The 21386-nt window shown below is 37.7% G+C and carries 27 protein-coding genes and 1 tRNA gene; 9 read left to right on the forward strand and 19 right to left on the reverse strand.

The genetic code is table 11. The features are described 5' to 3' along the window. Positions 1 to 89: 89 nt before the first annotated feature. On the reverse strand, positions 90 to 1265 hold the full coding sequence (locus tag N7Z68_RS20300; protein WP_275120299.1) for a MalY/PatB family protein: 1176 nt from the start codon (positions 1263 to 1265) through the stop codon (positions 90 to 92). Between the two features lie 165 nt (positions 1266 to 1430). On the opposite strand from N7Z68_RS20300, the gene N7Z68_RS20305 reads away from it, so the two are divergent. Next, positions 1431 to 2378, forward strand: coding sequence for an ATP-binding protein (locus N7Z68_RS20305; RefSeq protein WP_275120300.1), 948 nt, complete (start codon positions 1431 to 1433; stop codon positions 2376 to 2378). Here the strand turns inward: N7Z68_RS20305 and ykzS are convergent, their stop codons facing one another. Continuing rightward, positions 2379 to 2576 (reverse strand): protein YkzS, encoded by a 198-nt coding sequence (ykzS, locus tag N7Z68_RS20310; RefSeq protein ID WP_275120301.1) that lies wholly within the window; start codon positions 2574 to 2576, stop codon positions 2379 to 2381. It abuts the gene before it with no gap. Between the two features lie 67 nt (positions 2577 to 2643). Beyond that, positions 2644 to 3591 (reverse strand): nucleoside hydrolase, encoded by a 948-nt coding sequence (locus N7Z68_RS20315; protein WP_275120302.1) that lies wholly within the window; start codon positions 3589 to 3591, stop codon positions 2644 to 2646. Between the two features lie 269 nt (positions 3592 to 3860). On the opposite strand from N7Z68_RS20315, the gene N7Z68_RS20320 reads away from it, so the two are divergent. From N7Z68_RS20320 to N7Z68_RS20340, 5 genes are read left to right on the forward strand one after another with little or no spacing between them, the layout of a single operon-like run. Further along, positions 3861 to 4781, forward strand: coding sequence for an ABC transporter ATP-binding protein (locus N7Z68_RS20320; protein WP_275120303.1), 921 nt, complete (start codon positions 3861 to 3863; stop codon positions 4779 to 4781). Then, positions 4778 to 5731, forward strand: coding sequence for an ABC transporter permease (locus tag N7Z68_RS20325; RefSeq protein WP_275120304.1), 954 nt, complete (start codon positions 4778 to 4780; stop codon positions 5729 to 5731). Before N7Z68_RS20320 ends, N7Z68_RS20325 begins: the two co-directional genes overlap by 4 nt. Positions 5732 to 5753: 22 nt before the next feature. Next, entirely contained in the window at positions 5754 to 6125 is a 372-nt protein-coding gene (locus N7Z68_RS20330; RefSeq protein WP_275120305.1) for a GntR family transcriptional regulator, read from the forward strand. Positions 6126 to 6130: 5 nt separating this feature from the next. Continuing rightward, entirely contained in the window at positions 6131 to 6832 is a 702-nt protein-coding gene (locus N7Z68_RS20335) for an ABC transporter ATP-binding protein (RefSeq protein ID WP_275120306.1), read from the forward strand. Then, the gene (locus N7Z68_RS20340) at positions 6829 to 7623 is read left to right on the forward strand and encodes a hypothetical protein (protein WP_275120307.1); all 795 of its coding nucleotides are present in this window, start codon (positions 6829 to 6831) and stop codon (positions 7621 to 7623) included. The genes N7Z68_RS20335 and N7Z68_RS20340 overlap by 4 nt, the downstream gene beginning before the upstream one ends. Positions 7624 to 7707: 84 nt before the next feature. Here N7Z68_RS20340 and N7Z68_RS20345 read toward each other — a convergent pair whose 3' ends face one another. The 4 genes from N7Z68_RS20345 to N7Z68_RS20360 all read right to left on the reverse strand — a co-directional run bounded on the left by N7Z68_RS20345 (position 7708) and on the right by N7Z68_RS20360 (position 9363). After that, on the reverse strand, positions 7708 to 8220 hold the full coding sequence (locus N7Z68_RS20345) for an HAD family hydrolase (RefSeq protein ID WP_275120308.1): 513 nt from the start codon (positions 8218 to 8220) through the stop codon (positions 7708 to 7710). Between the two features lie 163 nt (positions 8221 to 8383). After that, positions 8384 to 8782 carry a hypothetical protein gene (locus N7Z68_RS20350; RefSeq protein WP_275120309.1) on the reverse strand — a complete coding sequence of 133 codons (399 nt, stop codon included), beginning with the start codon at positions 8780 to 8782 and terminating at the stop codon, positions 8384 to 8386. Positions 8783 to 8917: 135 nt separating this feature from the next. Beyond that, positions 8918 to 9160 (reverse strand): YozQ family protein, encoded by a 243-nt coding sequence (locus tag N7Z68_RS20355; RefSeq protein WP_275120310.1) that lies wholly within the window; start codon positions 9158 to 9160, stop codon positions 8918 to 8920. Positions 9161 to 9267: 107 nt separating this feature from the next. Beyond that, positions 9268 to 9363, reverse strand: a complete 96-nt coding sequence (locus tag N7Z68_RS20360) for a YjcZ family sporulation protein (protein ID WP_275120311.1) — start codon at positions 9361 to 9363, stop codon at positions 9268 to 9270. Positions 9364 to 9515: 152 nt separating this feature from the next. Between N7Z68_RS20360 and N7Z68_RS20365 the strand changes: the two genes are divergently transcribed. Then, positions 9516 to 10058 (forward strand): hypothetical protein, encoded by a 543-nt coding sequence (locus tag N7Z68_RS20365; protein ID WP_275120312.1) that lies wholly within the window; start codon positions 9516 to 9518, stop codon positions 10056 to 10058. A gap of 187 nt (positions 10059 to 10245) precedes the next feature. Here the strand turns inward: N7Z68_RS20365 and N7Z68_RS20370 are convergent, their stop codons facing one another. The 10 genes from N7Z68_RS20370 to yknW all read right to left on the reverse strand — a co-directional run bounded on the left by N7Z68_RS20370 (position 10246) and on the right by yknW (position 18919). Continuing rightward, complete coding sequence (locus N7Z68_RS20370; protein WP_275120313.1) at positions 10246 to 10401, reverse strand: hypothetical protein; 156 nt, start codon at positions 10399 to 10401, stop codon at positions 10246 to 10248. Positions 10402 to 10589: 188 nt separating this feature from the next. Further along, the gene (locus tag N7Z68_RS20375) at positions 10590 to 11171 is read right to left on the reverse strand and encodes a TetR/AcrR family transcriptional regulator (protein ID WP_275120314.1); all 582 of its coding nucleotides are present in this window, start codon (positions 11169 to 11171) and stop codon (positions 10590 to 10592) included. Between the two features lies 1 nt (position 11172). Further along, positions 11173 to 11889, reverse strand: a complete 717-nt coding sequence (locus N7Z68_RS20380; RefSeq protein ID WP_275120315.1) for an MBL fold metallo-hydrolase — start codon at positions 11887 to 11889, stop codon at positions 11173 to 11175. A 220-nt stretch (positions 11890 to 12109) separates the two neighbouring features. Further along, positions 12110 to 13024, reverse strand: coding sequence for a sulfurtransferase (locus tag N7Z68_RS20385; RefSeq protein ID WP_275120316.1), 915 nt, complete (start codon positions 13022 to 13024; stop codon positions 12110 to 12112). Between the two features lie 270 nt (positions 13025 to 13294). Then, positions 13295 to 13912, reverse strand: coding sequence for a flavin reductase family protein (locus N7Z68_RS20390; RefSeq protein ID WP_275120329.1), 618 nt, complete (start codon positions 13910 to 13912; stop codon positions 13295 to 13297). A gap of 120 nt (positions 13913 to 14032) precedes the next feature. Further along, positions 14033 to 15175, reverse strand: a complete 1143-nt coding sequence (locus tag N7Z68_RS20395) for an anti-sigma-I factor RsgI family protein (protein WP_275120317.1) — start codon at positions 15173 to 15175, stop codon at positions 14033 to 14035. Between the two features lie 2 nt (positions 15176 to 15177). After that, positions 15178 to 15903 carry an RNA polymerase sigma-I factor gene (gene sigI, locus N7Z68_RS20400; protein WP_275120318.1) on the reverse strand — a complete coding sequence of 242 codons (726 nt, stop codon included), beginning with the start codon at positions 15901 to 15903 and terminating at the stop codon, positions 15178 to 15180. A 232-nt stretch (positions 15904 to 16135) separates the two neighbouring features. Further along, entirely contained in the window at positions 16136 to 17158 is a 1023-nt protein-coding gene (locus tag N7Z68_RS20405) for a hypothetical protein (RefSeq protein ID WP_275120319.1), read from the reverse strand. A gap of 16 nt (positions 17159 to 17174) precedes the next feature. Beyond that, positions 17175 to 17684, reverse strand: coding sequence for a hypothetical protein (locus N7Z68_RS20410; protein WP_275120320.1), 510 nt, complete (start codon positions 17682 to 17684; stop codon positions 17175 to 17177). A 563-nt stretch (positions 17685 to 18247) separates the two neighbouring features. After that, on the reverse strand, positions 18248 to 18919 hold the full coding sequence (yknW, locus tag N7Z68_RS20415) for a YknW family membrane protein (RefSeq protein WP_275120321.1): 672 nt from the start codon (positions 18917 to 18919) through the stop codon (positions 18248 to 18250). A 271-nt stretch (positions 18920 to 19190) separates the two neighbouring features. Here yknW and N7Z68_RS20420 point away from each other — a divergent pair, with 271 nt between their 5' ends. Continuing rightward, entirely contained in the window at positions 19191 to 19349 is a 159-nt protein-coding gene (locus N7Z68_RS20420) for a hypothetical protein (RefSeq protein WP_275120322.1), read from the forward strand. Between the two features lie 142 nt (positions 19350 to 19491). After that, positions 19492 to 19567, forward strand: a tRNA-Ala gene (locus N7Z68_RS20425). Between the two features lie 105 nt (positions 19568 to 19672). Here N7Z68_RS20425 and N7Z68_RS20430 read toward each other — a convergent pair. Both N7Z68_RS20430 and N7Z68_RS20435 read right to left on the reverse strand, forming a co-directional pair. Beyond that, entirely contained in the window at positions 19673 to 20833 is a 1161-nt protein-coding gene (locus tag N7Z68_RS20430) for a tyrosine-type recombinase/integrase (RefSeq protein WP_275120323.1), read from the reverse strand. Positions 20834 to 21152: 319 nt separating this feature from the next. Further along, positions 21153 to 21356, reverse strand: a complete 204-nt coding sequence (locus N7Z68_RS20435) for a helix-turn-helix domain-containing protein (protein ID WP_275120324.1) — start codon at positions 21354 to 21356, stop codon at positions 21153 to 21155. Positions 21357 to 21386: the final 30 nt, after the last annotated feature.

A 21386-nucleotide genomic window follows, 5' to 3' on the forward strand; every position in this document is an offset into this window, starting at 1 on the left:
TTATCATACTTTTTTAACATTTTTTGTGTGATTTAACATTTCTGCTTAACAATTCGTTAATATTCCTAGTGTAAACTAAAGTGGGTACACTACTTTAAAGAGTCATATGCTTTTTTCAATCGCTCAAGTCCTTCCTTTACCGAATCCCTTGAACAAGCTAAGTTCATTCGTTCGAATGGCTCCCCTTCTTTACCAAACACTATTCCGTTACTTAAAGCTAATTTCGCTTGTGCTGTCAGCCATTTTTTTCTTTCCTGAGCCGTCATCGCTAAGTCACTGCAATCCAACCATAGTAAATAGGTGCCTTCAGGCTGGATAACTTTTATTTTCGGCATATGCTCTTCGATGTATGTTTTGACAAATTGAACGTTTTCTTGGAGATAGGAAAGAAATTCTTCCAGCCACGCTTCACCTTCGTTATATGCAGCTTCCATAGCCACCGCACCAATTGAATTAAACATATTTAAGAACTCTCGACTGAGATGGTTCTTAAACTTTCGCCTTAGAGCTGGATTAGAGATAATTGTATACGAGGTTTGCAATCCTGCTAGATTAAACGTTTTACTGGGCGCCATACAGGTTATCGTTCGTTGTTTCATCTCCTCTGATAATGTAGCTGTTGGTATATGTTGGTGCCCTTTAAAAATGATGTCACAATGAATTTCATCAGATATGACTAACAAATCATGTTCAATGCAAATTTCTGCTAATTTCTGAAGTTCTTCTTCTGTCCATACTCGGCCGACTGGATTATGCGGACTACATAATAATAATATTTTCGTTTTATGATCAATAACTGACCGTAGATGTTCTAAATCCATTCGATAATGACATCCGTCAAAAACTAATGGGTTTTCAATTAATTGACGATCCTGATTGGTCACTACGTTAAAAAAAGGATAGTAGACAGGTGGTTGAATGATCACTTTATCTCCTGGTTCGGTAAACCGATTGATAATTTGCGAAATAGCTGGAACGACTCCTGATGTGTACACTAACTCATCTGCGTCAACCTCCCAACTCAACCTTTTCTTTAACCAAGATTGTACGGCAGAATCAACAGAAGCCGACCTGACCGGATAACCAAAAATACCTCTTCCAACTTCCTCTTGAATTGCCTTTATGACTTCGGGCGGCGCTGAAAAGTCCATATCGGCTACCCACATTGGCCATAAGTCTTCACCTTCATAAAGCTTATCTACGGCATCCCATTTCATTGAATTAGTACCTTTACGATTTTCCACATGATCAAAGCGTGATGTCATTCTTTTTCCCCCTTTTCAAATTTAGTTAGAATTTATCTCGATCGTACAATAAGAGTTCCTATGAACGTCACGAAACGATTGATTTAACTAGAAAGTTTATGAATACCCCGTTTAGAAATGAATAAAGCTTGAACTGTAATATAGCAATCCATTGGAGGGAGCGTTTTGTTTTCTAATTTACATTTTCAATATTCTATGATGTTTACCTTCTTTTTCGATGGACTTTTAATTGGGTCCAGCTTTGTATTTAACGTTTCTACTATCAGCCTCAATTCAATTTATTTTAAATTTATTATCATTCAAGCCACTCTTCTTCTTGTCGTTTTATATGTTACAACTAAGCTACTCAAGAAACGAATTTACAACACACATAATCAAAGCTTTTTTCATAAAATTAATCGCCTTCATGCGATTTCAAATTTAACCGCGGCCGTTGCCCATGAGATCCGAAATCCTCTAACGTCAGCAAAAGGCTTTCTTCAATTACTAATAGCTGAAAAAGCGCTCCCTCTTAAAGAACAGGAGTATGTTCAATTAATTCTAAGAGAAATCACAACAGTTGAAGAAGTCGTGGAGAAATATATTCGTATCACTCATCCCGGTCAACTATGTCTGACCGCATCTTCCCTAGATATTCTCCTTTATGAAATCTCCATGGACCTTTCAGGCACTAGTAAATCGAAAAACATAGACATTGTGGTATCGTTACGTAATAATGGAACATTCCAAACAGATATTGAAAAATTGAAATGCGCATTGTCCAACATCATAATGAATGGAATTGAAGCAATGCCAAATGGGGGCAAAATTACGATTGATGGTGACGTTTCCAAACAAGAAGTGACCATACGAATCTGTGATGAAGGAATTGGCATGACTGAAAGTGAATTGGACCGAATCGGCGCCCCATTTTATTCATTAAAAGAAAAAGGGACTGGGCTTGGATTAATGCTTTGTTACCAACTCATTCATTGTCTGAGTGGACGAATTGAAGTTTATAGTAAAAAGGGAGTCGGTTCCACTTTCATCATCTACCTTCCTATTCAAAAAAAGGAACTTGCCCTAAATATCTATCCTGTCACCCTTAATCATAGAACAGAAGGACAGAATTAATTAACTCTGCCCTTCTTGCTGTACGTATACATATGTAGCGGTTCCGCCTTTATCAGCTGTTCCAACAAAAGAAGGCCGGTCCTTTTGAAGAACTAATTGAGACCGAAAAACCATAAAGTCCTCTTTTGAAATAAAGACCTTCTCCTGTGCCCCGTTTCTCAATTGCTCTAATAATTCAATCGCTTGCTGTTCATTCATCCTACTCACCCTAACAGTTTGTTCATTTTCTCTATCATACCTTATCTAACAAAAACTAAAAAGAGATCTACTCATTAAGAGATTTTGTCATGACATCTACAAAATCGTGGATAAACAATTGATAATCTAACTCTAAAGCTACATGGTGTAAAAGATCTGTCGGTTCCGGCTCCCAACCAGGTCGAAAATCAGTAACACTTTGCCCTCTCGTGTCCTCTAATATTTGAACTGTAACGGGACGCTCAATGTATTGAAGCACTTCTGGCTTCGTTAATGCACTTAAAGTCAGCACATCATGCATCGGTGCGCCGTTCATTCCTGGGACAAGCTCTAAGTAAGCATCGGCATAAAACTCAAAAATAGGTTGAATTAAAGAGGTGAAGGGGTTGAATGGAACTTGCGTGATATAGTCTACCACTTCGGAAGTAACGATTGCTTCATTCGTTACATTTAAAGGGACAATCGTTACATTTTTTGCTTTACTAAGCACCAGATTGGCTGCAATCGGATCGCCGTGAAAATTAGCTTCGGCTACTGGAGTAACATTACCAGGAACTAAAAAGGCTCCGCCCATAATAAAATATTCCTTCACTTTTTTCATATGTTCTTCTCCTAGAATAAAAGCAATTGCCAATGATGTATTCCTGCCCACATCAACAATTGTAAGCTCTCCTTTATATTTTTCAATAATATCAAATACGCGATCATAGTTTAAAAGTTCACCGACAATGGTTTCAGGAGGTCTGATCGGACCTAACCCTTCTGGTCCGTGAATCTCAGGATAGTAAACCGTAATTTCACCAGACAACGGGCCCTTTGCTCCACCAATTAGCGGTATATCCTCTCTGCCAGCTAGCTTCAGTAAATAGGCAGCATTGTTTGTTGCTTTTTCTTGAGGAACATTTCCATAGCTGGACACAATTCCGACCACTTCTAAATTAGGATGAAGTAAGGCGTACATTATGGCCAAAGAGTCATCGATACCGGGATCACAAAAAAGGAGAATTTTTTTCATGAATAAACTCCTTCCGTTTTTTATTAGTACTAAAATACATATTCTCGCAAAACGAATAATAAACCACTCTTTTCTACCCATAACATCTCACAGATAAGCTGTAGTTAAGGATATTGAAGATTGAATAATGGAAATCTATAAGAACCAATAGAGAAATCTATGATTGATATGAATGTTTTATTTTTCTATTTATTTACATTTACAAATCAGTTAGTTACAGTGTATTATTTAACTAGTACACTAAATAAATAATATTAGAGGTGACAGTTATGAAAGAAGGCACGGTTCTTTCCGTACAAAACGTTTCTAAAGTAATTAAAAATAAAAAGATCATCGATGCGGTCTCTTTCGATGTTTATCCAGGCGAGGTTTTCGGATTTTTAGGCCCGAACGGTGCTGGAAAAACGACATCCATCCGTATGATCGTAGGACTCATTTCCATTAGTGAAGGTGATATATACATCAAGGGAAATCATATTTCAAAAGAGTTCGAAAAGGCAATTGCTCATACTGGTGCAATTGTTGAAAATCCCGAGATGTACAGCTATTTAAGCGGCATTGAAAATTTACGGCAATATGCCCGCATGGTAGATGGGGTTGGGGAAGAAAGAATTAAAGAAGTCATCGAATTAGTAGGGTTAACAGACCGTATTAAAGACAAGGTAAAAACATATTCCCTTGGCATGCGCCAACGGTTAGGAATCGCTCAAGCACTTTTGCACTCCCCGTCCCTTCTTATTTTAGATGAACCTACAAATGGTCTCGACCCGGCTGGAATTCGAGAAATTCGCAACTACTTGCGACGGTTGGCACACGAAGACGGATTAGCCGTTCTCGTTTCAAGTCATTTACTCTCAGAAATGGAACTGATGTGTGACCGGATCGGAATTATACAAGACGGTAAAATGGTTGACATCAAAACGGTTAGAGATTTTGTTAACGAAGAAGAAAAACAATCGTATAGGTTAGAGGTTAAGCCTTTGGATCGTGCTTTAATGGTCATTACTGAGAAATTCCCACAACTCCATTGCAAAATAGAAAATGAGCACTTGCAGGTGATTGCTTCTTCTGAGGAAATTCCTTCAATTACGCGTGAGCTTGTTGAAAAGGACATACAAATTTATTTAATTGAAAGAAAAACAACTACATTAGAGGATAAATTCTTACAAGTGACAGGAGGTCGTAAATGATGAAACGAATGATGAACCTGATTCACAATGAAAATATAAAAATAGCTTCACGAACGAGCACATGGGTCATGATTGGCTTATTGATTTTTATGGTAATGGGTGTCGGTATCGTTACAAAATTCTTATTGCCTTCTGAAGAAATAACTGACTGGAGAGCAGTTGTTTCCGCTGAAAATGATCATCTAACTCAAATTATAAACGACCCTGTGATATCTGAAGGAGAACGTCAAGCTCTTCAAGAAACGATCGCCATCAATGAATACAGGCTTACTAACGATCTCCCCCCTGTTAGTGATCAATCCATTTTGGGGTTTACATTAAGCAGTTCGATGCTTATTAGTATCATTACATTATTTACAATCATTTTCGCCGCTACATCAGTAGCTGCTGAATTTTCGTCTGGGACGATCAAGCTTTTACTCATTCGGCCTGTTCATCGCTTAAAGATTTTATTCTCTAAATACATTTCTGCTTTTTGTTTTTCGATCGTATTTCTAGCGGTATTACTCATCGCTTCTTTGCTAGTTGGAGCCTTATTTTTCGGATTTGAAAATGTAAATGCAGTAAATCTTTCTTATGAACAAGGAATGATAACTGAAACACCGATGCTCTTACACATTCTTTTCATTTATGTACTAAACAGTGTAGAATTATTAATGATGGTAACATTTGCTTTTATGATTGCTAGTGTTTTCCGTAACCAATCGTTAGCAATCGGTTTATCGATCTTCTTAATGTTTACTGGCTCACAGCTAGTTTTTGCTTTAAGCCAATACGATTGGGTCAAGTACATTTTATTTGCAAATACACACCTTCAACAATTCTTTACAGGGCAACCGCTCATTGAAGGCTTAACATTAGGCTTTTCGCTAATGATGCTGCTCATTTATTTTATTATTTTTCATGCGATTGCATCTTATATGTTTGTAAAAAGGGATGTAGGTGCTTAATTAGGTGTGAAGGAGATGAGTTATGTCTCGTGACTTTGACAATACAAAACCAATTTATTATCAACTAATGCATCGGTTTTTCCATAAAATTTGCAGTGGTCACATTCAACCAGGAGAAAAGCTTCCTTCTGTCAGAGAAACAGCCGTTGATGCAGGCGTAAATCCAAATACGGTTCAGAGAACTTATATGGAAATGGAACGGATGGGTGTCGTTGAATCCAAACGGGGCCAGGGTACATTTGTCGTAAATGAGCCGGAAGTCATTAAACAACTTAGACTACAACTTGCCGAAGAACAAATGGATTCTTTCATTGAAGAAATGAAAAGTATTGGCTTTACTCCACCTGAAATTTTACAAAGACTGCAAACCAAAATTACAGAGAAAGGAGAATAGCTAAATTGAGTACACCTATTCTTTCTGTTGAAAATGTAACGAAACGGTATGGAACAAAAAAGGCATTGGACAACATTACATTTTCTGTAAATCAACCCGGCATCATCGGTCTCATCGGCGCCAATGGAAGTGGTAAATCAACGTTATTGAAGCTCATTGCCGGCTTACTCAAAACATCAACGGGTACTGTTCAACTAATAGGAAATAATGTGTCTAGAAAAACAACGAAACATTGTGCCTACCTGTCAGAAGATGATGATTTATACCCCTTCTATACAGTTAAAGATACATTACTTTTTTATGAAAAAGTGTTTCCTGACTTTGAGCGATCCAAATCGGAAAATATCCTGAACGATATTAATGTTTCAATGGAGGAAAAGATTGGCCATCTCTCCAAAGGAAACCGGGCCCGGGTGAAGATTGCGCTTGCTCTTGGACGAAAGGTTCCTTGCCTTCTTCTCGATGAGCCCTTGTCAGGTCTAGACCCTATCGTGAGAGAAGACATTATTAAAGCTTTTGCTAAATATGCTGACTTAGAAAAGCAATTAATCATATTATCCACACATGAAGTAGAAGAAATTGAACCGCTGCTTGATCAAGTTCTGTTCATTAAGGATGGTTCAATACTATACTTTAATGAAGTAGAACAACTTCGTGAAGAACGAGGACAAAGTGTAATTGATTTCATGAGAGAGGTGTTAAAGTGAGCTGGTTTGCCTTATATCAAAAAGATTTACGAGCGAACAATTTACGTCTAGTTGTAAATATTAGTCTCCTACTTCTTTTCTTCCTCTCCATTTTTTTTATCATGTTCCGATACAACAACGAATTTATTTTAATGAGCTTTGTTCCGGTTCTTATGCTCCATGTGATCTATTTATTGATCGGGATGTTCGACTCGCTTTCAAAAGAATGGCGCAATCATAATGTGAATCTGTGGTTAACTATACCTCAAAGTGGCTGGTCCCTTATCACTGCCAAGTTTTCAGCAGTGGCTACCCACTTTTTGATTTCACTTGCGGTTACGTTTCTCGGCTTTTACCTTTTTATCTTTGTATTTAATAATCAAATAAGCGATCCGTTTTTTATTGCACTTTCTATTTTTCACACGTATTGGTATGTTCCGGCCTTTATCTTAATCTTAGCCTCATTACAACTTGGAGCTTTTGCAACCGTGTTGTATTTCATTTCAAAAACGGTTTACAAAGGTGGTTGGATCCTTGCTGTCGCCATTGGATTCGGAGCACATTATGTATGGAACGTAGTGAAGAACACAGAGATTTACCGAGCAATGACTGAATGGGGAGCACTAATTACACCTGCTGATATACAGGCTACACTTCATCAGCTGATGCTAGTAGAAGCTGACGTTGGCGTGTCCGTGGATATGGACGGTACATTTTATTTAGGTTACCTCGTCTCTGAGGCTGTGATCATCGTTGCCCTGCTCATCATTGCCAGCTGGTTATTAGACCGTTACGTTCAATTGTATAAATGATATAAGGAGCCTGGATGGCTCCTTTTGTCATAGAAGGATACGATATTTGAGAGTAAGAGAACCTTAAAAAAACAGGTTATCCTCTTAATTCTCCCAAATAAAAACCCCTTCTTCATTAACAATATCCGTAACGGCTGGAACAATTAAATCGGCTAATTCTGCTAACTCCTCACTCCTGCTTGCACCAGTTAAAACTCCAATTGCTAGTCCCGCCTTCCCATTTTGAGCTAATGCCAAATCAACATTTGTATCTCCAACTACAGCGACTTCATTTGACAGCAGGCCGGTGTGTTTACAAAATTTCTCAATGATAGAATGATGGGGTTTAGAGAACTCATGAGTATCTGCAGTAACTATAAAAGAAAAATAATTAGTGAGACCTAGCTTATTTAAGCATATTTTAGTTGTTTCAAGGTCATCTGCTGTTGCAATGCCAACTTCTATCTTTTTTGCTTTTAACACGTTAAGCATTTCAATTAAGTTTCCAGTTGGCTCAATGTATTGACTATTTTCTTTTGTGATATCAACCATCTTTTCTGTTAACCAAACAAAAATTTCATCTAAGGTATACTGATTATAGCCTTCGTCTAACAGCACTCTATAAAATGTTTTAGCGTATGTTATATTAAACGTATATTAAGTTTGATCATATTTAATTAAACGTTTATTTAACTTTTTTCTGTTATGCTCTAGGCGCCTAATTAGGATGAAAATAACCAATAAAAAAAGGAATGCTCAAAGTAAACATTCCTTCCGTTTATTATACAATTTTAAGTTTAACTAGTGACTCTAGAGTTCCTTCTTTTGCTAACTTCTCCATTGAAACAGTTTCATCACTTATTGGCGTTGAGAACACTCGAAATTCATATAGACCTGTTTCTAACCCAACATCAGTAAAGGTATTAACATGCATATCATTCGATGCTTGTTTTTCCGCCTGCTCTACTGTTACTTTTCTTAATATTTTCTGCTTCCCGTCTCCAGCTAACAAAATTAAATGTAAATCACGCTCCATTTGATCGATAGCCGAGATAAACATAACGAGACTAAAGGTAACTCCCTTTTCTTCTTTTTTAAATTGATTATGTATGCCTTTTAATGCTCCTGTACCTTTGTCAATTTCATGACAAAGCACAAGGTTAATATTAAGTTTACTCATGATTTCACCTCTTCAATTCATAGACTGTCCTTCTAATATACACAACTTTATCAACTTTTTGAAGCTTCAGATGAAAATGTAATGAGCTACTCCAATAGAGCTTGTCCTGCACTATTGAAATAGCCCGTCGTGTTACTAATTTTCGAAGTTCTCCATTTCTTTAAAACCTTCTTCAGCTCTTCCTAGATCTGCATTGTTTCGTGATTCCTCAATTTGACCATCAATTGTACCTTCTACATACGCATCACTTACTTGTTCATGAACAAACGCAAGACCTTGCTCCGTTTCATTTGAACTTTTGTAATCAGATGGGTGATACGAATTTTCAGCAACTTCCAGGCTCTGGTCAATCGGTGTTTTGTTATTATCTTTGTTCACTGTAAGCCCTCCCTTCATTAGTTATAGTTTCCCTTTCATGAAAAATAATATTAATAGCATAAGAAAAGAGGGTGACGACAAAGCATCACCCTCTTTCCATGAACTAATTAATAACCGTAACCCCAGCTAGCGCCGATGATTACTAACAAGATAAACAATACTACTAATAACGCAAATCCACCAGTGTATCCGTAACCTGACATTTCATTCACTCCTTTAAATAAATTTCAGCTTACAACCATACTGTATGCAAATCGTTTTTCAGATGTTTGGGCTTGAGTCCTTTTAAAAAAGAATGAACAAATGCCTACCTCATGAATATGATATGGGTGAATACATTAAGGAGGGTAACAAAATGCAACATTCTCATATGAACGCCCATATGGCTCATCAACCTACTGGACACATGACTCAACAACATACTGCACCTATGCAACATGGTCACATGGCACACCCTGCTGTTCATGGTCCACACATTACGGCAGCGGCAGAAGGCCACCAAGACCATAACAAGAACATGCATGACTCTTGCATGAGTCTTCATTTACACTTTGTTCAGTTACAAATGATTGACGGGCAAACAGTTGAAGGAATTATTGAACATGTTGACCATGAAGGTGTAACGATGTTAATTCCAACAGGAGACATGGATGATGACACCCATCAACATCAGCATCACCACCAACAACACCAGCATGATCATTCCCGCCAAATCGGTTTAGGATATGGTGCTGGACTCGGATATGGCCCCGGTTTAGGATATGGCCCTGGATACGGATTTGGCCCTGGATTTGGATATGGCCCTGGATACGGATATCCTAGGCGCTTCCGTAGATTCAGACGTCGTCGCTTCCCATTCTTCGGATTAGGCGGACTGTTTTTACCATTCTTTTTATAATTGAGCGTTCTTCATTTAGGAAAACAACAAGAGAGGATGACTCATTAAATGTCTTTATGGCACTTTTTGAGCCATCTTTTCTACATTGGACAAGTTGCTTGTAAAATGAACACAAAAAAGCAGATAAATCAATTTAAATTCATCTGCTGAGCGGGGTGTGGTCATTTCTTTTTCTTGACGACCGTATTTACTTTTTTTTCTTTTCCTCAGGTTGTTGTTCAGTACTCTCGGGTTGAGCCGCTGGTTGCCTCGGAGGACCAAATACAAGCATATCCCAAGGATCCATTGCTACTTCCTGACGTTTCGTCTCTGCTTCTGTAACCTTTTTTTCTTTTTCTTCCACCATAAACCCTCCTCATTACATTAATCAGTTTTATAATATTCTCTAAAACCTAAATGGTTCGGGTCTGGTAATCTTTTTTACAATTCGTTGTATTTTTCTTAAATCAGTTTTATTAACTTGGAGTCTTCCATTGGCTCCCTCGTTTCTTTTCCTCGTTTCAATACAACCATGATGTATTCCTAAAAAATTCACTTCTCACTTTTACCTTCCATCGTATGGATTCCTTTTAAGAAAGTATCAATGATAAAGTTCAAACTTAAATCCACATTTAGAGGGAGCCCAAAGCCATTACTTTGTTCTAATGCAGAAAAACCGTGAAGAATACTCCGTAGTCCCCGTACAGCATGAATGGCGTCCTCTTTTGATAAATGATAATTAGCAAATGATTGAACGACGAGATTTACAATCTTTTCGCCAACTTTTTGAACATCAGGATCTCTCAAATCAGGTACTTGGACCGTTGCATCATATAAACCAGGATGGGACCGGACGTATGAAACATATGCTAAAGAAATAGCCTTAATGGCATCATCTCCACTTTTATTGGCAGCAGCTGCTGCTATCCTTTCATACAGTTGCTCCAATCCATAAATTCCTACCTCTTTTTTCACTTCTTCTAATCCTGAAATGTGATTATATAGTGAAGGCGGGCGTATATTTAAATGTTTAGCTAAAGAGGCTATTGTTACAGCGTCAATTCCTTCTGAATCTGCCATAACTATTGCTGCTTTTACGATCGTATCTGTATCTAATCCAACTCTCGGTGACATGTTAATTATCCCTTTCTATCTTTCGTTTTGCTTCATCAATAGCTCTTGCCATTCGTGCCTCGGGATTTTTAAGCATGTTCCCGTGACCAACAGCTAGTAAAGAGGGTTTTACATTTAATAATTTCTCGGCGCTCGTTAACGCAAGAGTTTTATTCCATGTAGCTAATGCTGGAAAGGGAAAACGTAGTTTTAAGTCACTGACAACCGTTAGCCCCGTAAGCGTTTGAAAGGCGTCTCCGGCAATTACCGCTTGAGACCTCGTGTCTAAAAATGCCATCTGACCAGGAGTATGGCCTGGAGTTGAAATAGCAACAAGAGAGCCAATTTTGTCTCCATCTTCGAGATGAACATCCGCACGCGTTTTTATTTTTTTCGGCACACCGCCTCGTATAGGCGTCTGTGGTTCTTCTCGGTCAAGAGTCACGTCTCCAGCCATTAATCTGGCATCACGCTTTGAAATATAAACTGGAACATGAGGAAGAACGTCTTTTAAGCGATCTAGTGCACCAACATGATCATCATGTGCATGTGTCAACACAATATTAGTAATTGGTTTTCCTATACTTTTAGCAGCTTTCAGGATGGATTGACTGCTAAAAGGCAATGCCGTATCAATTAATGTCAAACCATCTTCTTCTTCAACAAAGTAACAATTCACAGGGAAAAATCGTGGCATAAACGACAATTGGTAAACTGAACCTTCTCGCATCATTCTCATGTTATTCTCTCCTCATATTAAAACTAATACCCTTAGTTTTAATTATAACTAATGGCATTAGTTTTTCAATAGCTTTTTTCCAGTATTTTTATTTTTTTAGAGGAGTGAGTATTTAATGATCCAAGAAAGTACGGATTGTCGCGTTGGGATGTCCCGTAAAGCAACAATCTTTGAGAAAACAGCTAAAAAACACCTCAAATCCATTGAGGTGTTTTTTTAGTTACGGTTTATCGATCGGAGTATCTGGGTCATTCCCCCACTCTGCCCATGAACCTTCATACACATGGAGATTTTCAAAGCCTAATAACCGTAACACAACATACGTATGTGACGTTCGTAAAGCCGTGTGGCAATAAATAATAATCGTTTTTTCTTTGGTGACCCCCAGTTCTTCAAATTGCTGTTCTAGTTGATGTAATGGTTTAAGATAAGGTATTCCTTCTGGTATTATTGTATTTTTCCATTCTAAGTTTACAGCTGTTGGTATATGTCCTCCCCTTTTCGCGCGTTTATCTTCCCCGCGATACTCTTCAGGAGACCGGACATCCAGGAGGACAACACCTTCTTTTCCAATCGCATTTTTTACAAAGTCCTTATCAACTAGAAGCTTTTCTTTTAGGCTGGCTTTAAAATTTCCTTTTTTATATTCATCCACATCCTGTGCTAATTCTTTACCACTTTCAGTCCAAGCTGTTAGGCCGCCATCTAGTAACCGTACATCCTCATGTCCATAATAATCTAAAGCTAAAAATAACCTCGCCGCATAAGGACTTCGGCCGTCATCGTATACGACTACTGTCTGGTCGTTCCGTACGCCTAACGTTCTCATCTTTTTTTCAAAGTCTTTTTTCGAGATCATGTAATCTTCAATGGGATGATTGGGATCATTTAATTCGGTATAAGGCAAATGGACCGCGCCTGGAATGTGCCCTTCATCGAAACCATTCTTTCGAGTATCAATGACTTTGACTAGCTCATTATTTTTTTGGAGCCATTCCGTGCTAACGATTATATCTGCTGCAATTCTTACATCTTGCCCTATTTCACTCGCCATGGTTTTGTCTGTCCAAGGACTAACTACTAAAACGGCTAACATCGATAAAATAACAACGAGTAAAACTGACTGCTTTTTCATCTTCTATGACCCTCCACCTCTTTTAGTCCCGACTTATTATGCTCAATTACGAAAAAGATACAATTCATATCATCGAGGCAAAATGATACAAGAAGGGAAAAAAGATGAGTGAATACACTTTTGTGCTTGTGATTTCGGCCGGTCGTTTTTGGTCTTCTTTATTGGTGCTTGTTTATTGATTAAATCTAACTTCAGTGAATTACATCAGCTTTAGCCATCTAGACTTAAACATAACGAAAATAAAAAACCGCCATGATGGCGGTTTTCTTATTACTTCATTTCTGGTCTTTGAAGAGTAAAAGTGTCCTTAATGCGAGCATAATCAGCGCCTCCTAGGCGACTGACTAAATTCAGGCCGTCAGCGATGACTTTTCCATCTTTGTAGAAGTCATCAGCAATGTGAAACATGACGACCTCTCCAATCAGCAGGTCACAGCTCGCTTCTTCCTCTGTTCCGAGCGCTACTGCGTGATGTAGTTTACATTCCATTCGTATTTTAGCTTCTTTTATACTAGGAACCCTGACGATTTGACTGTCTGTCAGTGTTAAGCCTGTTTCCTTTACTTCACTCACATTTGATGGATACTCGGCTGCCGATTGGTTCATTTGTTGTACGATTTCTTCATCAACCAAATGCACAACAAACTCTTTTCCTTTTAAAATGTTTCGTCCCGTATCTTTCACTGTTTTACCATTCCGGCGCCCGACTGAAATAGAAATAAGCGGCGGCTCTGCCGTAATGACGTTAAAAAAACTATAGGGTGCTGCGTTGACCACCCCGTCTTCATTTTGCGATGTGACAAAAGCAATCGGTCGAGGAATGACGGCACTGCTCAATAACTGATAGTTCTCTTTTCTGCTTCGGTCTTTCGGATCAATATAAACCATCATAGACACTCCTTTGTTTTGCTGCGTTCCTACAACTCCCCACCATTATAACAAAACAGAAAGCAAAAAACGGTAGCAGGTACCTTTAGTCTGCTAAAGGTACCTGCTACCGTTTTTAAATTAATTGTTGTTTCTATTTTGTTGCCCTGGTGGTTGTTTGGGTGCGTTCGACCGTTCTTCTCGTTTTTGTTGCCCAGGGGGTGGTGATGGCGGTCCTTTAATTTCTTTTTGTTGTTTCCCTGGATTTGAATTGGAATTCCCTTTAATTTCTGCTGGTTTCCCCCGTTCACTTGGGGCATTCCCTCTATTTTCGGATGGCTTTCCTCGTTCACTTGGAGCATTTCCTTTATTTTCGGATGGCTTTCCTCGCTCACTTGGAGCATTTCCTTTATTTTCAGAAGGTTTTCCTTTGTTACCTTCCTGTTTATCTAGCTGATTTTCGTTTGAAGTTTTTTTCTTTTCGTCTTTTGGAGGAGCGTCATTCTTCTTTTTAGACTGTCCATTTGACGAATTTGATCTTTCTCTTGCTCGTTCCGGCTGTTTTTCCATTCTCTTTAACTCAGAGATGGTTCTTCCTTTGATTTCATTCGGATTTTGTACTATTCCTCGTTTTTCCAATTGCTTAAACTCTTTATAATAGTTGACAGACATATTGAATTGTTTCGCTTCTTCATAAGTCTCTTTTTCATCTAGAGAAACAGATACCGGAACGATCGTTTCATTTTTTTCTAACGATGTATCAATAGCTTCTTTTAATTCATCAATGAACGGTTCAGACGTTTCCTCTAAAGGAATTACTGATGTCACAACAACCGGCTCGATATGCTGCTCGATATAACCGGCTTCAATCGTCATGTCGATAATTTCATCGATAACAGTATATAAATTGTCATTCCAATGAAGTGCCTCTATAATTTCTGATCCTTCTTCGTTTAAACCTTCTGCACGAACTACTTTAAAGTCACCATTCGTTGCGATTTCAAAGCTAGGATTAATGTCGAGTGAAATAATATATACCTCTTTACCGTCCCCACTAAAAGGAAAAATAAAGTAAGTGACGATCATTAAAAATAAAGCGGCGGCTGCTGATGCAACCTTATATATAGGAAATATTCTTTTCGACTTTTCAATATGAGTAAACGATTGTCCAATGAGTGGTACCTCGGAAGTAGATCGAGGAACATTTTTAAACCTTCCATCGGTCGTCAACAAGACAATATGTTGTTCTGTAACTTTTACGACCGTACCTTTGATCGTCTCCATCTTTATTTCCCCCCTTTTCCTGAAGTCCCTTTAACATATTCGGCTAAGTGGACCCATTGTGGATTTAAGCTAATTACAATTAATGTGATAATATATTTTCGGTGACGCTCAAGCGTCTTTTTTTTGTAGCCTGCTTTTTTAGAAAATGGACCGATTGGCAGCTGCTTTTTCCGTAGCAAGCTGTCCACCAGTTCATCATCATTTACAAAAACAGCAGCCATTTCAAATAAAGACAATCGAGTATCTTCATGTTTAGGTGAGTAATGCTCGAGTTCCTCAAATGATATTTTGTATTCGCTGAGCTTCTGATCTAATTCTAAGATTTCATCTACTAAGTCATGTGACTGGACCATTTCTTCATACTTTTCGATCGCCTTATCATTTTCAAAATTTGAAGTAAGTGTATCCTGCTCAGAATCATCCAATGTAAGAGATAGGTGAGATTCCTTTTGTTCTTTTCGGAAGAAGTCAATTAGATCTCGTTTAATCAACAAATAAACATAGTTTTGAAAAGTACGTCCACCTTCTTCAGAAAAAGTATCGATGGCTCGATTAAAGGCAATTATTGCTATACTCGATTCCTCGTCGCTCCAGGTGATAAACCTTTTACAAATATTGCCAGTAATATTGATGACGTATGGCTTGTAATGAAGAATTAATTGCTCACGTGCAATGTCATTCCCCGTCTTTGCTTGAGCAAGGGTTGTGTTTAAATTAAAATTCTCCATTATCGATACACCTTCTTCATGAAACCGCTGTTGTATGTCGATAAGCATACGCTAAATTAATGAATAGGTAAAGCTTATTAGAGACGTACAGCGCTCCTTCTTGTACGCCAAATTTTACCTAGAGAACAGCTATTTTGTGATATGTCTTTAGAAAAAGACTGACCCATGCGCCAGCGCCTCTCTTGAGGTGTGCACGACACGTTCAAATGAGCCAGTCAGTCTAATTTATTTCTTAAGGTCTTCCACCATTTCCGTTGCCGTTCCCGTTTCCTGGTCCATTTCCATTGCCTTTACCATTTGAGTTTCCTGGTCCATTTTCTTTCGCTTCCTGACCACGGCTTTCTCCAGGTTGCTTCGCATCGTGACCGCGTTTTTGACCTTGTTCTGCTTTTTGCTTTGCATTTTCTCTAGCTTGCTCCGCTCGTTCTTGCCCCTTTTTTGCATTTTCATTCTTTGGCTTTTGGTTTCCTTTTGGCTCCTTCACTTTATCTGTTTTGGGAGCCGTTACGTCCTCTAGGTCAACAAACTCTTCTTCAAGCTCTTCTTCCTTCACTTCCTTATTTTCTCTTTGTGCTTTTCGAAGTTCGTTTCTCTCTTTCGCTCGTTGACGATTTTCCATTGCTCTTTCTTGATTAGCAAGAGCTTTTTTTATTCCAGCCTTTGCTGGTTCTGGTAAGTCATCACGCTCTAATAATGCTAATAAATTTACACCACGCATCGAAGTTCTTTCAGCAACTTCGTCTTCAATGTCGGTTACAAGTTCATCTTCATCTTTCAGTTCGTCTTCTTTAACAATTCCATCTTTTATTTCATCTTCAATAATTTCATCTTCAACGACTTCATCTTCCTGTTGATCATTTCCAAGAAGGTTATTTATGTTTTCTAGACCTTTATTATATTTTTCAAATAAACGTGCAGCTAATTCAAACTCTCCTTGCTGAAGAAGACTTTCTAATTGAATATTTGTATTTGCTACAAATTCAATTAGTAATCTCAATCTATCTTTCTCATTATCTGTTAAATCAACTAAAGTAGATTGAAAAGTATCAACAAAATCTAATAAATCAACATCTGTATCTGTAGTAGCTTCATCATGCCCAGTACCATCTTCTTCATCTTCAATTTCAATTTCTTCAATGTAATTAGTTTGATCATTTGTATTTACTGTCTCTTCAATTACTAAAGTTTGTTCACCATAAACCGTTCCTGCGAATAAAAATGATCCTGCTACTATTGTACAAACTATCTTCCTCATTTAACTCTCCCTTTCATTACAACTCTTGTTCAGTAAGTTTTATATTTTTTTTGAATTGGTTCATATCTTCCTGATACCGTTCGAAATCATCCATTGGAGACATGAAGGTTACAATTAATGTCTTTCCTTGATCATGGTCTAGGAATAAATCTGATCGAATCCCTTCTTTCTGGTTCGTATGAAATGAAAAGAAATGATCGCTTTCTTCTAGGATCGTAATTAATCCATCCCCTAATTGAAGTTCCTGTTTAATTTGATCCATAGACTTTTCACTAGGGAGCACCGAAACAATTGCTTTTACTGTTTCATATTGAAAGGTTGCATTTAAATTTCGTGTAAACACTTCCTGTTCTAGCGTCCATTGGTTAGATTCATAGATTTTTAATCCAGCATCCATATTTTCATAAAAGATTGTTTTACTCTCGACTTGTGCTTCATCAGCTGGTGTAGATGATACTGAAGAACACCCCGCAGCAAGCATTGCACCCGCTAGTAAACAAACCATAATTTTTTTAATTTTTAACATGAGGCACCTCACAGCTATGTACATATTTTGTTGTTAAGAAAGCCGCTTTCCTATAGCTTTACGCAGGAGATTTTGATTTTGAGGGGGTTAAATAAAATATTTTTATATACCAAATTTTATGTAAGTTGCTTGTAATACGAAGATTGATATTGTACTTAATATTGAGGTTACTAGAGGATTGTGAGATGGCTGGTAATTCAATATGTTTGATATCCAAAAATATAAATGAATTTTAGGGAACTGAGAGGCCTTTATTTTCTCAAAATCTATCATTTTATTGGTGTTATAGCACTGAGAGGCCCTTATTTTATAGAATTCTTGAGAAATCACCTCGTTATTCATGTAATAAGGGCTTCTGAGACACCTAAACCTTTGAAATTAACTGTTTTGCCACAAATAAGGGCTTCTGAGTGCCCTAACAGGAACAACTTGATTACAATTAGTGCACTAGATATATTGATAAACCCTGATCATGCTATCGTCATAAAATAAAAAACAGAGGTGCTATTTATAGCAGCCCCCTGTTCTACTTAATCGTAACTACTCAATCCGATTATCTAAACTTATACCCCTATAAGACTAATAAAAATACCAATTACGGTGTAGATAATCACTGATGCCCAAGCTAAACCAGCATTAAATTCAGCTACTTTCCTTACACCAAGAACGGTTACAATTATCTGCCATATCGTAAAAACTTCAATAGTAGCAAGGACTATCGCTAGTTTTCCTTCGGCTTGCATTAAAACAGCTAAACTTGTAAACGGAGTGTTGGGGTTCGCTCCAAACACTGTAGTCATAATCCCATTAAATAAAAAGCCAAGACCTCCAATTACTGAAACAAATAAACTTAAAGAATACAGCTTTTTAAACGTGACATTTGCCTTTCCTGCGGCTTTAGCCACAATAAGAAAAACAACTGCAAAGATTAAAGCACCGATTAAAGGAACCAATAATCCCGTCACTAAAATCATAACTCGCATAAATCCTTCTATTTCAGCAAAAAATTGTGCTTCATCAGGACCTAACTCCTGTAAAATCCAAGTACTGTCCATTCCGAATGCAGTAATAGCTGCTCCAATCGTATAAAGTAGAGTAACTAATAAAAGCGGAACGAGAACTTTTGGATTTCCCTTCACTCGCTCTAATTGCTCGCCTGGACTAAAAACCATCCCTAGTAATGAAGGTTTTTCAGGCTTAAAGTTTTCTTCTGAACTAACTTTTACTTCTGACATAAAAACACCTCTCCCATTTACTTTTATTATTTATACATGAAGAAATCGTTCCCCTGTATTTCGATAAGTAATACGTACTACAAAATTAAAGGTCTCACCATTTCTAGGAAAAATTACTAATTAATTTGCAGAACAAAATTCGAGCTATGAAACCAAATGACTAGATTGCTATCGAAAAGTACCTTTAAAATAAACTAACATGGACGGAAAAACTGTCAACCAAGCGGTTTTTCTGTTAAACTAAGCATAGTAAATAAGGGGGTAAAAACTAATGGTTGAGGCACTTCTTTTCGGTATAGCGATTTTTTTCGGATGGGTCATTTTCGATTTCGTCAAGCATAAAAAGTTTTCAAAGGAAAATATTTTAAGTGCACTTGTTGTAGGAGTTATCGGCGGTGTGGCTTGGTATATTATTGAGTGGATTTTTTGATAGGCTGCACTCTTTTAAACCTTACGTATGAGTACATTATAAAAATGAATGATCCATTTTCTTTCTTTCAACTAAAGGTAAACATCCTATTGACAGAATGAGTTGAGAAATGTAAATTAAAAGAAATTAGTAAAACTTGAACGGGGCATTAGCTCAGCTGGGAGAGCGCTACGCTGGCAGCGTAGAGGTCAGGGGTTCGAGCCCCCTATGCTCCACCAACCCAAAACCCTTGTCCCATAAGGGTTGTCTACATCTTTCATCCCCTCTTTTATATCCCTCAAAAATGTGAAGTTCACAAAAACTCACATTTAATCCTGAGATGATTATTTCTTTTTGTATTTTCCCATCACTTTTTCTAAGTTTTCAACTGCCTCCTTATCGGCATTTGGCCATAAATGCCCATAATATCTAAACGTTGTTTCAATGTCCTCATGTCCAAGACGTTTTTGCACGATGCTAGGATTCGCACCACTTTGAATTAGCATACGAGCGTGCGTGTGACGCAGATCGTGAAACGATATTCGTCTGACATTGGCCTTTTCCATTAACCGATATAATTGTCTGCGCACATTCGAAGGATTATGGAACCCACCGTCACTTTTTGGGAACACAAGATCCAATTCATGGTGATAATGCGTTCCAAATCGTTCCTTCATGAGTTGCTGCTGTTTTTGATGTTGTTTCAATTTGTCGATTAAATCCGTTGGAAGCGAAACGGTTCGATAACTTTCTTGTGATTTGGGAATAAGCTCAGGAACGCCGTTCTCATCATAGGAAACACTTCTTGTAACAATCACGGTTTTCTCATCAAAGTCGATGTTAAACCAAGGAACTGCAAACACCTCACCTTGTCTTAATCCCGTATGTAATGTGAAATCATACATAACATCTTTCTTTTCTTTCTCCGCTGCATCAATGAATTGCACGATTTCTGCATAACTCCATGGATGGGCTTTACGAATGGGATCCTTGGGTTTAGCCTCTAATTGTTCCATTGGATCTACCTCTATATATCCCTTTTTAACAGAAGATTTTAGTAAACGGGATAAAAACTTATGAATACTACTGATGGTTTTAGGAGCATATCCTTTACGTTTCAACTCAGCATAAAATTCGTTAAGAACATCCCCCGATATTTCATGCAGGTATCTATCACCAAAAAAAGGAAGGATGTGTTTATCTAAATAGAAACGTCGATTTTTAAATGTCGATGCCCTAACACTTCGATAGTAGTCTACCTCATACCATTTCATTGCAAATTGACGAAAAAGAATTTCCTCCTTCTCTGGTTCCTGCTGAACAGGAAGGAACGGGTAATCTTTTTTCCCATTTCTTAGCGAATTAATCCGGAAAATAAAATCATCCGCTTCTTTACTTAACTTAAAGGTTTTTTGCTTTTGTTTTCTAATACCTGTTGAATAGTCATCATACCGAACAATAAATTTTTTATTTTTCCCTCTTCCTATTGAGTGCTTTTTAGCCATACTTACCTCCATTTATTCGGTAAGCATGTGGTCATTAGCAGTATGAACACATGCTTATTCATTTATAAGAAGAATGTAGAATTAATTCATAGCTCCTATAAAAAGCTAGCGGATTACATGCATCATTCCTTTTTCCATTCTTCGAATCTAGATGATTACTCATGAATAAGTACCTGAATAATAAAGCTACTACACAGATACTATTACGTTTTGCTGGATGGTTTTTCTATCTTTTGCCGACATTTTCTCTTTCTATCTCACCCACATGGCTTCCTAATCATCCCCTCGTTTTTCTTACTGTTTATGAGCCTAAAAGCAATCAGCTTTTCCATGAAACCTTTGATTGTTCTTCCAACCAATGAAAGAACTCGTCACGGAGTGCTCTCATCGTTCTTCCAAAGCTTATCAACGGGAAGCCTTGTTGACGCATTAATTTGTAAGCAGTAGGCTCTGAAACCCCCAATATCTCTGCAATATCACATGCTTTGAGTACAATCGGATATTTTTCTATTGATTTTTCCATAGTAGAACTCCTCCTTAAAATATGTAATTC

It is taken from the genome of Alkalihalobacterium chitinilyticum, assembly GCF_029028005.1.
Taxonomy (GTDB): Bacteria; Bacillota; Bacilli; order Bacillales; family Bacillaceae_F; genus Alkalihalobacterium; species Alkalihalobacterium chitinilyticum.

What these genes read in the sequence shown, in the direction of transcription:
- N7Z68_RS20300 (WP_275120299.1), bottom strand. Translation starts at nt 1,265, where the DNA reads ATGACATCACGCTTTGATCATGTGGAAAATCGTAAAGGTACTAATTCA.
- ykzS (WP_275120301.1), bottom strand. Translation starts at nt 2,576, where the DNA reads ATGAATGAACAGCAAGCGATTGAATTATTAGAGCAATTGAGAAACGGG.
- N7Z68_RS20315 (WP_275120302.1), bottom strand. Translation starts at nt 3,591, where the DNA reads ATGAAAAAAATTCTCCTTTTTTGTGATCCCGGTATCGATGACTCTTTG.
- N7Z68_RS20320 (WP_275120303.1), top strand. Translation starts at nt 3,861, where the DNA reads ATGAAAGAAGGCACGGTTCTTTCCGTACAAAACGTTTCTAAAGTAATT.
- N7Z68_RS20325 (WP_275120304.1), top strand. Translation starts at nt 4,778, where the DNA reads ATGATGAAACGAATGATGAACCTGATTCACAATGAAAATATAAAAATA.
- N7Z68_RS20330 (WP_275120305.1), top strand. Translation starts at nt 5,754, where the DNA reads ATGTCTCGTGACTTTGACAATACAAAACCAATTTATTATCAACTAATG.
- N7Z68_RS20350 (WP_275120309.1), bottom strand. Translation starts at nt 8,782, where the DNA reads ATGAGTAAACTTAATATTAACCTTGTGCTTTGTCATGAAATTGACAAA.
- N7Z68_RS20360 (WP_275120311.1), bottom strand. Translation starts at nt 9,363, where the DNA reads ATGTCAGGTTACGGATACACTGGTGGATTTGCGTTATTAGTAGTATTG.
- N7Z68_RS20365 (WP_275120312.1), top strand. Translation starts at nt 9,516, where the DNA reads ATGCAACATTCTCATATGAACGCCCATATGGCTCATCAACCTACTGGA.
- N7Z68_RS20375 (WP_275120314.1), bottom strand. Translation starts at nt 11,171, where the DNA reads ATGTCACCGAGAGTTGGATTAGATACAGATACGATCGTAAAAGCAGCA.
- N7Z68_RS20380 (WP_275120315.1), bottom strand. Translation starts at nt 11,889, where the DNA reads ATGAGAATGATGCGAGAAGGTTCAGTTTACCAATTGTCGTTTATGCCA.
- N7Z68_RS20385 (WP_275120316.1), bottom strand. Translation starts at nt 13,024, where the DNA reads ATGAAAAAGCAGTCAGTTTTACTCGTTGTTATTTTATCGATGTTAGCC.
- N7Z68_RS20390 (WP_275120329.1), bottom strand. Translation starts at nt 13,912, where the DNA reads ATGGTTTATATTGATCCGAAAGACCGAAGCAGAAAAGAGAACTATCAG.
- N7Z68_RS20395 (WP_275120317.1), bottom strand. Translation starts at nt 15,175, where the DNA reads ATGGAGACGATCAAAGGTACGGTCGTAAAAGTTACAGAACAACATATT.
- sigI (WP_275120318.1), bottom strand. Translation starts at nt 15,903, where the DNA reads ATGGAGAATTTTAATTTAAACACAACCCTTGCTCAAGCAAAGACGGGG.
- N7Z68_RS20405 (WP_275120319.1), bottom strand. Translation starts at nt 17,158, where the DNA reads ATGAGGAAGATAGTTTGTACAATAGTAGCAGGATCATTTTTATTCGCA.
- N7Z68_RS20410 (WP_275120320.1), bottom strand. Translation starts at nt 17,684, where the DNA reads ATGTTAAAAATTAAAAAAATTATGGTTTGTTTACTAGCGGGTGCAATG.
- yknW (WP_275120321.1), bottom strand. Translation starts at nt 18,919, where the DNA reads ATGTCAGAAGTAAAAGTTAGTTCAGAAGAAAACTTTAAGCCTGAAAAA.
- N7Z68_RS20420 (WP_275120322.1), top strand. Translation starts at nt 19,191, where the DNA reads ATGGTTGAGGCACTTCTTTTCGGTATAGCGATTTTTTTCGGATGGGTC.
- N7Z68_RS20430 (WP_275120323.1), bottom strand. Translation starts at nt 20,833, where the DNA reads ATGGCTAAAAAGCACTCAATAGGAAGAGGGAAAAATAAAAAATTTATT.
- N7Z68_RS20435 (WP_275120324.1), bottom strand. Translation starts at nt 21,356, where the DNA reads ATGGAAAAATCAATAGAAAAATATCCGATTGTACTCAAAGCATGTGAT.